At 48.3% G+C, this 12,088-nt stretch carries 9 protein-coding genes and 1 pseudogene; 3 read left to right on the plus strand and 7 right to left on the minus strand.

Features of this window, described 5'->3' with window-relative positions; genetic code table 11:
- Positions 1-67 precede the first annotated feature (67 nt).
- Positions 68-184: pseudogene (locus KV201_RS18955) on the plus strand (cupin); the annotation flags it as partial.
- Positions 185-403: 219 nt separating this feature from the next.
- Complete coding sequence (locus tag KV201_RS18960; protein ID WP_319000226.1) at positions 404-646, plus strand: cupin domain-containing protein; 243 nt, start codon at positions 404-406, stop codon at positions 644-646.
- Positions 647-673: 27 nt separating this feature from the next.
- On the opposite strand, the gene KV201_RS18965 is transcribed toward KV201_RS18960, so the two are convergent.
- The 4 genes from KV201_RS18965 to KV201_RS18980 all read right to left on the minus strand — a co-directional run bounded on the left by KV201_RS18965 (position 674) and on the right by KV201_RS18980 (position 5,160).
- Positions 674-1,846, minus strand: a complete 1,173-nt coding sequence (locus tag KV201_RS18965; protein ID WP_226060211.1) for an AAA family ATPase — start codon at positions 1,844-1,846, stop codon at positions 674-676.
- An 83-nt stretch (positions 1,847-1,929) separates the two neighbouring features.
- The gene (locus KV201_RS18970; protein WP_226060212.1) at positions 1,930-3,096 is read right to left on the minus strand and encodes a membrane dipeptidase; all 1,167 of its coding nucleotides are present in this window, start codon (positions 3,094-3,096) and stop codon (positions 1,930-1,932) included.
- A gap of 198 nt (positions 3,097-3,294) precedes the next feature.
- Positions 3,295-3,741 (minus strand): SufE family protein, encoded by a 447-nt coding sequence (locus KV201_RS18975; protein WP_226060213.1) that lies wholly within the window; start codon positions 3,739-3,741, stop codon positions 3,295-3,297.
- 81 nt (positions 3,742-3,822) lie between these two features.
- Positions 3,823-5,160, minus strand: a complete 1,338-nt coding sequence (locus KV201_RS18980) for a cysteine desulfurase (RefSeq protein ID WP_226060215.1) — start codon at positions 5,158-5,160, stop codon at positions 3,823-3,825.
- A 347-nt stretch (positions 5,161-5,507) separates the two neighbouring features.
- Here KV201_RS18980 and KV201_RS18985 point away from each other — a divergent pair, with 347 nt between their 5' ends.
- Complete coding sequence (locus tag KV201_RS18985) at positions 5,508-7,208, plus strand: methyl-accepting chemotaxis protein (protein ID WP_226060216.1); 1,701 nt, start codon at positions 5,508-5,510, stop codon at positions 7,206-7,208.
- A gap of 179 nt (positions 7,209-7,387) precedes the next feature.
- Here KV201_RS18985 and KV201_RS18990 read toward each other — a convergent pair whose 3' ends face one another.
- From KV201_RS18990 to KV201_RS19000, 3 genes are all read right to left on the minus strand, one after another.
- Positions 7,388-9,664: a TonB-dependent receptor plug domain-containing protein gene (locus KV201_RS18990; RefSeq protein ID WP_226060217.1), complete on the minus strand. Its 2,277-nt coding sequence runs from the start codon at positions 9,662-9,664 to the stop codon at positions 7,388-7,390.
- Positions 9,665-9,717: 53 nt separating this feature from the next.
- Positions 9,718-10,014 (minus strand): hypothetical protein, encoded by a 297-nt coding sequence (locus KV201_RS18995; RefSeq protein WP_226060218.1) that lies wholly within the window; start codon positions 10,012-10,014, stop codon positions 9,718-9,720.
- A gap of 945 nt (positions 10,015-10,959) precedes the next feature.
- Positions 10,960-12,000 (minus strand): NADP(H)-dependent aldo-keto reductase, encoded by a 1,041-nt coding sequence (locus KV201_RS19000; RefSeq protein ID WP_226060220.1) that lies wholly within the window; start codon positions 11,998-12,000, stop codon positions 10,960-10,962.
- Between the last annotated feature and the right edge of the window lie 88 nt (positions 12,001-12,088).

A 12,088-nucleotide genomic window follows, 5' to 3' on the forward strand; every position in this document is an offset into this window, starting at 1 on the left:
GTTTGATTGTTAAAAATACAGTTTAATCAGCATAGAGAGCGAATAAAAGCAGAGGAATAAACACAAAATGCTTGATAACTTTTTTGCAAAATTACCCACTGATTTATCGGTGGAAGTGTTTGAAAAACTGGCGGGTAATGACACTGTGACCATAGAGCGCATCGTCTCTAATGGGCAATATACCCAAGCTACCTGAAGATACGAGTTTCAGAGCGCTTAGGGTGCTTCAATTCAAGGCGCATCAATGACAGAATGTCGGCCACCTTCTGAATTGATGCAACACGGAAGTGGAGTGCCCTAAGCGCTCCGTCCCGGCGGGTTTTAACGCACTTTATGCCGTGTTGGCTATTTTTAACTTAGTCCACTAGGTCTGCAAATAGCCGCCTTGCCTAAAGTGCGTTAAATTCCCGCTGAATCCTGCATCTTCAGGTGGTTTGGGTATCTACCCGAAGCTCAATGGTACGATCAAACTCAACATGAATGGGTGATGTTCCTTAAAGGGGAGGCGACGCTTGAATTTGAACAAGATGAACCCGTTACGCTAACCCCTGGTGATTACTTAACGATTGTGCCCCATCAAAAACACCGCGTTGCTTCGACTTCTAACAGCTCAGAAACTCTATGGCTCGCGGTATTTTACGATTGATGAGGGCAGTCGCGTTAACACCGCCGACTAACGATTCTGCCATAGCCAACTGGGCGTATTGAGCAAGTCTTGGCCTTGGATCTGCGTTTGGCCTAAGGTTTTGTCTAAGGCCAAGGTATTGCAGTGTTCAAATTGGCTTAAGGCATTGATAAGCCGATTGGCGTGGGATACCACCCACAGCTGACACTCCTCTGATACCTTAGCAATTAAGCGTGCCAGCGCAGGCAATAAATCTGGATGCAGACTGGTTTCTGGCTCGTTTAACACCATAAGTTCTGGCGGTCTTGGGGTCAGTAGGGCGGCGATTAACAGCAAATAACGCAAGGTGCCGTCCGACAATTCACTGGCATTGAGTGGCCTTAATAAACCATGCTGATGAAATGCGAGCACTAAAATTCCGCCCGCTTGAGGTTCGATTCGAACCTTAGCACCGGGAAACGCATCGCTCACCGCATGATCGAAAGCGGTTTTATCACCAATCTCAAAAATGGTTTGAATTGCCGAGGCTAAATCACGGCCATCGTGGTGCAATACCGGCGTGGCCGTGCCTAATTGTGGTCGCCGTGCAGGGGCTTCGGCATCGGTTCTGAAGTGATCGTAAAAGCGCCACGCGCGGATACTGTCGCGAAGCTTGAGCACTTCTGGGCAGCGCTCGGGATCGGCAAGCTCGGTAAAAATACTGTCGCCAGTTTGCAGGTGGGCGCCTAAGATTATCCAGCCTTTTCCATCAGCACTGAGGCTTTTCACCATTGGACCACGGCGCTCGACTAACACTGTAGAGGGGCGATACTTAGGTCCGTTCCAAATGGCTTCGCGCTTGATTTGTGGATCTAAGCCAAACAGCGTAGTGGCGTCGGGTTCAGGTAAACCGAGTTCAATAAGATAGCTAAAGTCCTCGCCGCCAAAGCCGAGCTTTAAGCGTTTTGGCGCTTGCCTGACGGTGGCTTCAATGGCTGTGTCGCCCGCTAACATGCTTTTGGTGAAGTTTTCTGGCCCCGCCCAAAAGCTGGAGTCGAGTCCGCCTTCTTGGGCTAATGCGTTGACGACGCCGCCTTGCGCCGTTTGTGCCAGTAAACGTAGCGCCTTGTATAGGTTCGATTTACCACTGCCATTTGCCCCTGTGATCAAATTGAGTTGCCCTAGGGGCAAGACGATTTCACGCAGAGAGCGATAATTGAAAATGGCGAGTGTGGTCAGCATAGAATATCCAAGACTGAAACGAGCAGATAAGCCCGTAAATTTATCGACAACGTAAATTAAACAGGGCGATAAAACAATGGCATTTACAGTAGTACTTTATTGAGCACGCGTTGCCAGTTACCACCCATAAAGCGGTCGCGGTCGGTGGCTTTAAAGCGCGCCTTGGCTAAGGCATCGTCTATACGACTCATGCGATCGATATGATTTAGCTCGGGGATCACGACATGCCTTGGCTCTGCATCAAAACCTAGCACGCCTTTTGCCCTCAGGCTGTACCACCATTCTTGATATTCTTTAATGCCTTGGGCGTTATTGTTATCAAGAGCCAGTAAGTTTTCTTGGCCACGCAGTGGGAAGTCATTGGCGATTGCCACACTATCCACACCGCCGACACGCGACACATATTCCAGTTGGCGAATATAGTCATCGATCGTGGGCACGGCATTATTGGTGAGCCAGAAGCTCATCATAAATACGCCGAATACGCCGCCGCTATCGCCGATGGCGCGGATCACTTCATCGGGGGAACAACGGGCATGGTTAACTATGCCGCGCGCTGCACCGTGACTCTGCACTATGGGAGACTTCGTGATCTTAGCGACATCTAAAGCGGTTTGGGCGCTGGAGTGACTCACATCGACCAAGATATTGGCATGATTGAGTTTGGCGATAAGTTCGCGTCCATGGGCGGTGAGCGGCTTGTTGAGTCCGCCATTGGCATCACTGTCTAAGGCGCCGCCGGCGAAGGTGTTGCCATAGTGGTGGGTGAGCTGTAATACGCGCAGCCCTTGTTGATGGAATTCATCCACCTGTGCCCACTGATTAGCTTCACTGTCTTCTTCGACACAATCTGCACCTTGGATCTGAAAGAATACCGCAGTGCGTTGGCTATCGCGGGCACGTTGAATATCGCGCCCCCTCAGGCCTTGCAGTAAAATATCGGGATGATCGCTCACTCGTTTAGCGGCCTGCTTAATGCTTTCCATGCAGGCTTTATAAGTGCGTTTGTAGTTTTGAGTGCCATCGGCTTGTTCTATGGTCTCAATCGCCGAAATATCGCATATATAAGCATCGAGTTTAGAGGCTGTTACATCACTTAAGTCATCGGGAAGGAAGGATAAACCATCGACATATATCCGCCTCTGTGCGGCGGCAAAGCTAGGCATACTGGCGAGTGGGCTTAATAGTGTTGCTGCGCCAAGACCTTTAAGAAGAGTACGACGGTGGTGATTGACTGCCTTGATGGGCATGCTCGGTTCCTATCAATAACTCAAATGTAACTTCTTTATACCTTTTTAGGGCGTAGAAGTCTTTGATTAAATCCCTTTTTTGGCCTTTGTCCCCGAGTTGGAGTTGTGATGATTCGTTATTGCCAAGCGGTTTCAATTATCGCTGGTCGCAGTAAATGAAAACCCTTGGCCTGTGGCTATCGTGAAGATATCGTGAAGCTATAGAGTGGCTTCAAGCATTGCTTTTGCGAGTGAATTAAGGCCGTTGGTGCGTGATGGGCTGAGCTGACCTTCTAGGCCCAATTGTTTGAAGTAAGCTGTAGGATCAAATGCTTGGATCTCAGCGCGACTTTTGCCATGGCAGGCGCCAAGCAATAATCCGATCAATCCCTTAACGATGCGGGCATCGCTATCGGCTAAATAATAGTGCTTCCCAGCTTGTTGGAGGTGATAAATCCACGCATCACTTTCACAGCCTTTTACCTGAGCGGTTTCGACGCGAAGTTCTGGGCTTAAACTCGGTAAGTCTTTACCTAGCAACATAATTTGGCGATATCTTTCCTGCCAGTTAGGTGCCTTGGTAAAACGCGTTAGCAAGATTTCGGCATCTTGCACTGAATAGTGAAAATCGGTCTCGCTTGGCATAGGCATAGTCGAATCAGTCATAGGGCTAAATCCTGTCTCACATATTTGAGCGTAACTTTTCTTGAGCGCATAAGTCGCGTGGTTCAGTCGTTAAATACTGGATCACAGCAGCAAGTCTTTTACCGAGGCCAACGCGGCAATAAAGCGGTCGATATCGTCTTTATTGGTGTAGATACCGATAGAGGCGCGGCAACAGCCCTTAAGATTCAGGCTCTGCATTAATGGCATGGCGCAGTGATGGCCGCAGCGCACGGCAATCCCTTGTTGATCCAGTAAAATGCCTACATCTTGATGATGTTCATCGGCAAGATTAAAGGCGACGACGCCGATATTGTCATCAAAAGCGCCGTATAAATGCACTTCACCGAGCGCGCGCAATTGGCTTTGTAAATAGTTAACTAATTCAGCTTCATGAGCTTGAACCTGCGGTGTAAGCTCGGTTTGTAAAAATGTAATGGCCGCGCCTAAACCTATAACTTCGGCAATTGGTGGCGTGCCCGCTTCTAAGCGATTCGGTAGGCTGCCAAATTCTGTTACCTCAAAGCTCACGCGTTTAATCATCTCGCCACCAGTTAATAGTGGCGCGAGATTATCTAACACGTCGAAACGGCCGTAAAGCACGCCAATACCAGTGGGACCATACATTTTATGCCCCGAAAAAACGTAAAAATCGCAATCGATTTCAGCCACATCCAGCGTTAAATGTGCCACTGCCTGCGCACCATCAACTAAGGTTATTGCACCTTGCTTCTTCGCTAACTGCACTAGCTGAGTCACGGGATTGACTGTGCCTATGGCGTTGGAAACATGGCAAAGCGCGACGATTTTTGGCTTTAACTCGAGCAAGGTTTTATAGGCGCTGACATCTAAGCGGCAAGCTTGATCGAGAGGGATTGGCTTAATCACAGCGCCCGTGCGTTTCGCCAGTTCCTGCCAAGGTACGATATTGGCGTGGTGGGCGGCGGCGTCGATTAATATCAGATCACCAGCGTTGACGTGTGCAGTGAGTCCAAAGGCGACTAAGTTGATTGATTCTGTGGTGCCGTGGGTAAAGATGATTTCTTCGCGGCGTTCGGCCTTTAAAAATTGCTGCAGTTGATCGCGCACTTTTTCATAACTTAAGGTCGAGCGCGCCGATAACTGGTGCGCCGCGCGGTGCACATTGGCATTGTCGTTAGCGTAAAACTGCGCCATGGCATCTAACACCATTTGCGGTTTCTGGCTGGTGGCTGCGGTGTCGAGATAACACAAGGGATAGCCATCAAGCAGTTGATTTAACGCTGGGAATTGCGACCTAATTTTAGCATTGCGCTGCTCCGCTTCTAATGAACAAAGAACCGCAGTGGCATCAGGCGCGGCACTTGCCGAAGGATGTGAGGCAACAGTATTCGTCGCTGTGTGAGTCACAGTATTTGGCGTAGGCGATGCAGGTTGAGTCATAGATGAGGCTAAAGGCAATGGAAAAGGCCAAGGGATCTTCTGTGATCTGCCATGTTAATGCAAGTTTTAGCGGTTTGTTGAGGTGCTGGTATTGGAAGGCGCTATTGAGCATCTAATTTCACCAACGTTTGTTCAAACTTCTGCCCTCTGGTATTTCGCGCGCCTTAAATGGGTTTTGACTTTCTAACATATCATCGAGCTTAGCTATGATGCGATTTTTCTAATGTTTCAGTTTTTCTTTTAAATTCAGCTAATACTTTACGCTCAATTCAACCACCCAAAGTGAAAACTGCGACTATTCTAAATGGGACGTCCTTTGATATCGGTGTTTGTTGGAGACCCGTTTTATGGTGCAGTTTTTAAAAGATTTACGGATTAAACATAAGATGATCGCCCTCGTTGGGGTGATGTTAGTGCTGATCCTGATTTTGTCTGGTTTTAGTCTGTTGAAGATGCAGCGAGTTTCTGAGGAAATCCAAGGCATTGCAAAGGAAAATATTCCACTAGTGAGATTATCAACCGACGTTACCATTAAGCAGCTCGAAAGCTCAGTCATTTTAGAAAAAGCGTTTCGTGCGGCGGACATTGAAGCCGCATCGAGTCAGCCCATTTTAGCGGCGTTTATTGCGGATGTTATTCAGCATAAAGAAGACATTAATAAGGAGTTACTCTCGACTCAGTCTATGCTCAATGTGGCATTAAAAGAGGCTAAAAATCCGCTATTACATGAAAAAACGCAGCAGTTAAATCAAGATATTGGCACGATTATTCAACGTTTTGGTGACTATGAAGCTTTACTTGCTACTGTCATCACAGGTATCCAGCAAAAAGAAGAACCAGCCGCTTTAGCTAAGCGGGTTGAATCCTTAGAGGTTGCGCAAAACGAGTTTAATACTGAGCTAAGTCAGTTCGTTGAGCGGTTAGAGCAAATGACTCAAACCGCGGTTTCTGTGACTGAGGACGAAGAGCTTAGGGCTATTTATGGCTTAACGACTATTTCTATCGTGTCTTTAGTCATAGGCTTATTGATTGGCATCGCTTGCAGTCAATACATGGTCAAATCTATCAATCGGTTACGTAATTCTGCCGCTAAGATGGAACAGGGTAACTTTAACCAAGAGCTGCGCGTCGACTCTAAGGATGAACTGGGCGAACTTACCGTCAGTATGAATCAAATGGCGTGGACCTTAAGTAAAACCGTCGGCCAAGTGATTGCTCGAAGTGAAGAAATTGCCTCTATGGTGACTGAGCTTAATGCGGTTGCCGAAAATAATCGTGAGGCCATGTTAAGGCAGCAGGATAATACAGATCAAGTCGCCGCCTCTATGACCCAAATGGCGGCAACGATCACTGAAGTAGCGAGCAGTGCCGAAACCGCTTCGTACTCAGCGGGACAAGCCGAGCATAAGGTGAAAGAAAGTTGCGAGGTTGTCGATGCGAGCGAAAAGATCTCGAAGCAGTTAGTCGCCAGCGCCCAGTATTCGAATCAACTTATTCAACAGGTTCAAGCGAGTACCGGAAAAATCCTCAACTTTGTCTCTGTAGTCGATGCGATAGCGGGGCAGACGAACTTGTTGGCCTTGAATGCATCGATTGAAGCGGCGCGGGCGGGAGATCAAGGACGTGGGTTTGCTGTGGTCGCCGAAGAAGTGCGGGCGCTGGCAACTCGTAGCCAAACCGCCACACAGGAGATCAGCGATCTTATCCAAACACTCGTGAAAGATGCTAAGTCCTCAGTCGAATCCTTCGCCAATAATGATAAGCAAATCAGTGAGTCATCATTGCTCGTTAATCAAGCCAAGCAGCACCTATTTGAGATTTTAGATGCCTTAACTGAACTGACTCAGGCCAATGCTCAGGTCGCGACCGCAAGCGAGGAGCAAGCCGTCACCGCTGAGGATATCAGTGAGCGTATTAATGAGATTCGAGATTCAGGGGAATTGGTACTTGGCAGCGCCAATGAAACTGCAAAAGCCAGTGAGTCACTGTCTCAGCAGGCCAATTCATTAAGGGAAACCATGCAGCAGTTCAAGGTGCGCGCTGTTTAATTGAGTGTGCGGCCAGATTAAGTGTGCCAGTTAACATAGTTGCTTAACTTCACTGTGCAATATCAAAGCTGTTGTTCTGCTTATACATTTAACCTGTATCCATTGTTTAATTGAAAAATAAAAGCGAAGTCTAGGACTTCGCTTTGGGCTTAACTTATTGTCTTTTACAACTCCTGTTTTTAGAAGTTATAGGTGACACCTAACATAAAGTTGCGTCCCATCAGTGGGGCGTAATCTTTAAGTAACGAGGTGTGTGGCCGCGCGTCTTGGTCGAGTAGATTTGTGCCTTTTACATAGAACAGCATGTCACCCGCAGAAGTATATAAACGGTAGGTGACGGCGGCATTCACTAGCGCATAGCCTGCCGTTTCGGTTTCATTTTCGGCGGTATCCGTTTGTTTAGCATAGCCAATCGCGCCGACTTCAGCGTGCCATTGTTGTTGGTCAAAGTTTAAGGTCGAACCGATACGCATGGGCGAAATGAGTGGCAAGTTACCACCATCGACCAGCTTGCCACGGGTGTAATCGCTGAACATATCCAATGACCAAGTATCGTTGAACGGGATACTGGCTTGGGCCTCGAGGGAATAAAGCTCTGCATCGCCTTGGGTGTATTGGTAAACAGGTAAATCACCTTCAGCATCGCCGTTGACTATATCAGAGGCGATTAAACCCGTATTTTTCTCGTAATAGAAATTATTGACTCGGTTGTAGGCCATGCTCAATGAGCCTGTCCACGCACCCTCTAATTTGCGCAGGGTTAAGTCGATATTATTGGCGACCTCTTTATCGTTATTGCCACTGTTAGTGATGATTTGACCATTTTCAACGCTGAACTGAGAACCAAGCTCAAAGCTTTGGGTGGCATCGTGGGGACCATAGCTGTAAAGCTCTTCGGCTGTGGCCGAACGTTGGGCGCGGGTGAGCGATAGTCCTAAGTTATAGGCGGGATCGAAGTCCCACACCATGCCCGCCGATACAGTTAAATCATTATCGACTAGGTCTTCGGCTTGGTAGGTTTGTTCGCCATTTAGTGTGTCTAACGTCATGCTGTCTGGCGCTAAGCGGTAATGCTCTAAGCGGCCGCCAAGCTCGAAGCGAAAATCTCCGACCTTACGTTCTTGCACGATAAAGGCGGCTAAGGTATCGGTTTTGCTGTCTGGTGTCAGCGCTTCTTCGCCTTCAACGGCAAAATCACGGTGTACAGCATGCAGCCCCATAGTGCCTTGCCACTCACCCCAAGGACGATTGTTAAGGCTTAAGCGCGCTTCACTTTGCTTGTTGAAGAAAGTCGTGCCGGCAACCCCATCTTCTTCCTCAGCATGTTGATAATCGGTATAGCCAGCATCAAAACGCAGTTTACTGAAGCCAGCAAATGGATCTAACAAACCACTGTGCAGCTGCCATGCGGTTTTCTTTAAATCTATGGTTATATCGGGCGCATCGGCTTCGCCGCGGCCGGGAATACCGTAATTCGATTCAGTGCGCGCGCCGGATACGCTGACAAATCCCGTGTCACCGGTATAGCCAACCCCCGCGGCATAGTCGTCGAGTTTTTGGTTACTGTTCGCCAGTTTTCCATGGGTTTCGGGCAGATTGGCAATGGCATTTCCCGGAATATCGACATCGTCGGTAATGCGGTGGGTGCCATCTACATGCCAATTGAACTGACCATTGCCACCATCGATATCCCCGTTAAAGGTGCGTCCATTACTGGCCGTATCGTAGCGAGTGCCAAATTGTCCCGACAGCTCATCGACTGGGCTCTCGTGGTAGCGTTTATCCACCACATTGACTACGCCGCCAATGGCACCGTTCCCGTAAAGCAATGTGCCGGGGCCGCGCAGGATCTCAATTTGCTGCGCCGAGGCGGCTTCTGCTGTTACCGCGTGATCGGCCGATACCGTCGATGCATCACCAACAGACAGGCCATTTTCAAGCACTTGTACTCGAGGACCGCCCATGCCGCGAATGATGGGGCGACTCGCCCCCGCGCCAAAGTGGGAGGCTTGAACGCCGGGCAATTTTTCTAAGGTGTCACCTAGCGTCGGCTCGATATTGAGCTTGAGTTGATCTTCGGTCAGTACACTAATTGGCGTCGTGCTTTCGAGCGCAGAGCGGGCGAGCGGCGATGCGGTCACGACAATGTTTTCCATCGCCGTTTTGGTCAGTGAAATATCCTGCGTCATCGCGCCAGTGTTTATCTGCAAATCCCTATCAACATGCTTAAACTCGGCATCGCTAATGTGGAGATGGATATGACTATTGTCGGCGACAGTTAACTGATACTGGCCCTGAGGATTTGTGCTTGTGCTCGTCCCACCGTCGATGCTGACAAGGGCGCCAGCGATAGGTGCGCCTTGCAGATCGGTCACTTGACCTTGTAATTGAGCGGCCATAACCGGTGAACACACGCCAGCCACTGCTAGCGCTATTGAAGATAGTGCAAGTTTCATTGTGCCTTTCCTTTAGATAAGCAAAAAATAGATTTTTAAATGATTGAATTTGCTTAAAACAGGAAGGGCGGTGCGCGCACGTTGAAGTGACGTAACCAAGGTAAACTCGGTTGTTGATAAGGTTTCTGCGGGATGCTTTCAGCTTGCTGCAATCCCATCGGCGGCATAAGCACAGACGATGGACCTGCATTTTGCTCATGACCAAAATCGCACAGGAAACAGTGGGCATGCTCATGTTCTAAACTGTGTTCAGCAGAATGCGACAGCGCAACCGATTGGATGACAATCAGCCACAAGCCGAGCAGTAGCCAAAGCCACTTTCTGTGAGTTGGGGAACTTGAGTGAGTCATTATTCTTCTATGGGTCAGAGTTATCTTAGCGTCGCACCAGTCGTCGAGCGCGAGATACAGTTGATCCTAATTTGTGACCCGACCCTACTTGAATTGTCAGTCTTGGGTCTAGTTAACCTTTGTTAATAAAGAATGTTTAATCTGTTTCGATGATGGGAAAATTTAATCTATTAAATTGTTTTGATTATTGATTTTAATCATTTCAATTTATGTGGATTGACGAAGATGAAGGTTTTAATACCCTAGTTACATCCTCAATCGATTCAGCTGACAAGCGTATTGGGCGCTAAGTTTCCCCCCTTGCTTAGGTTCACTTCCTTGCGCTTTGCTGACAGTTCTTGCTATCTGACGATTTTATCGTCGCAAAAAAGTCACTGCTTGTGCAGTGGCGGATAAAAAGACTAGGGCGTGTTGACGTTTCGAGATTGAATTTTGTTCGCTCTGGCAAGCTCGTGATCGCGAAACGAGGAGTGAAGTGTAGTTATTCTACTCAAATGACGAGCGGCTTGTGTAATAGTAAAGTAAGAGCAAGAGCTTGCCAGACGAACCCTTCACTTGTGATTACAAAGCAAAGTTTTTTCATTTTTTGATCCTTAAGACATCTGTCTAGTGACTGTGGCGCCACTATATTTCAGTTCTTAACAGGACTCTGTATCCGAATGTAACCTGAAGCATTTTACCGGGGGACCGTCGAAGGGTATTGGGCTGAGTATGTTGCTGCGAGTTTAACGGGGGTAATACGATAGCTTTGTGTTTGGTCAGTACAAGAGAGTTTGGGTCAGATGGTTTGCCGTTAACCTAAAGCGAGGTGCGACAAGGAGGCGGTATTTAGAATGGGAAAGCGGCGTTGAGCTCAATGAAATCAATAGCATCAGGTATATTGGCCTGATGCTATTGGTTATTCAAACGACTCGCTGACTAAGCCTAGGGGCTGAGATTCGGGGGCTAAGGGCAAGGTAATCTGAATTTATCGGACAGTTCGTTTAATTGCACTAATAACTCTGGCGATAAGGTGACTTTTAGGCTGTCGATGTTTTCTTTCAGTTGATACAAGTCGGTGGCGCCGATAATGTTGGAGCCGACAAACTGACGTGAGTTAACAAAGGCTAGCGCCATTTGCGCTGGCGTGAGTTTGAACTCGCGGGCCAAATCGACATAGGCTTGCGTGGCCTCCAGTGCCATTTGCGAACCTGTGTAACGGGCGAAACGCTTAAACAAGGTCAGGCGTGCACCTTCGGGCCATTGGTCGTTGCAGTATTTGCCGGTTAAGGCGCCAAAGGCCAGTGGTGAGTAAGCGAGCAGCGGCAGGTTTTCACGGTGGCTGATTTCGCTCATGCCGACTTCGAAGCTGCGATTGAGCAAGTTATAAGGGTTTTGCACACTCACAATACGCGGCAAGCCGTGTTTTTCGGCCAGTTGCAGGTACTTCATCAAGCCCCAAGGCGTTTCGTTCGACACACCGATATAGCGCACTTTACCTTGGCGAATGACTTCGGCGAGGGCTTCTAGGGTTTCGAGGATCGGCGTTTGATGTTCTTGATCTTGTTGATCGTAAAACAGTTCACCAAAGAAGTTGGTATTTCGGTCGGGCCAATGGATTTGATAAAGATCGATAGTGTCGATTTGGAGGCGTGCTAAGGAGGCATCGACCGCTTGGTGGATGTTGTTCCAGTCCAGCGCCATATTCTTGCGAATATAATCACTTTTACCACCCGGTGCGGCAATTTTAGTGGCAATCACTAGGTCGTCACGGTTGCCGTGTGCCTTGATATATTGCCCCAGAATACGCTCGGTTTCCCCTTGGGTTTCGGGCTTAGGTGGGGCGGGATACATTTCCGCCGTATCGATAAAGTTGATGCCATTTCCTATGGCGTAGTCCAGCTGTGCAAATGCTTCGGCTTGGGTATTTTGTTCGCCCCAAGTCATAGTGCCCAAACAGATTTTGCTGACCTCGAGATTAGAATGCGGTATGCGTCTGTATTCCATCTATTTCTCCTACGAAAACTCTCTTAGTTTGAGGCTACCAAGCTTTTGCTGTAAAGCAAAGGTTAAACCATAGGTTGAAATGTTAGTG

The organism is Shewanella sp. SR1 (assembly GCF_020447145.1).
GTDB lineage: Bacteria > Pseudomonadota > Gammaproteobacteria > Enterobacterales > Shewanellaceae > Shewanella > Shewanella baltica.

Excerpts from the sequence above, each read along its gene's own strand:
- KV201_RS18965 (WP_226060211.1), bottom strand. The coding sequence starts at position 1,846 with ATGCTGACCACACTCGCCATTTTCAATTATCGCTCTCTGCGTGAAATC.
- KV201_RS18970 (WP_226060212.1), bottom strand. The coding sequence starts at position 3,096 with ATGCCCATCAAGGCAGTCAATCACCACCGTCGTACTCTTCTTAAAGGT.
- KV201_RS18975 (WP_226060213.1), bottom strand. The coding sequence starts at position 3,741 with ATGACTGATTCGACTATGCCTATGCCAAGCGAGACCGATTTTCACTAT.
- KV201_RS18980 (WP_226060215.1), bottom strand. The coding sequence starts at position 5,160 with ATGACTCAACCTGCATCGCCTACGCCAAATACTGTGACTCACACAGCG.
- KV201_RS18985 (WP_226060216.1), top strand. The coding sequence starts at position 5,508 with ATGGTGCAGTTTTTAAAAGATTTACGGATTAAACATAAGATGATCGCC.
- KV201_RS18990 (WP_226060217.1), bottom strand. The coding sequence starts at position 9,664 with ATGAAACTTGCACTATCTTCAATAGCGCTAGCAGTGGCTGGCGTGTGT.
- KV201_RS18995 (WP_226060218.1), bottom strand. The coding sequence starts at position 10,014 with ATGACTCACTCAAGTTCCCCAACTCACAGAAAGTGGCTTTGGCTACTG.
- KV201_RS19000 (WP_226060220.1), bottom strand. The coding sequence starts at position 12,000 with ATGGAATACAGACGCATACCGCATTCTAATCTCGAGGTCAGCAAAATC.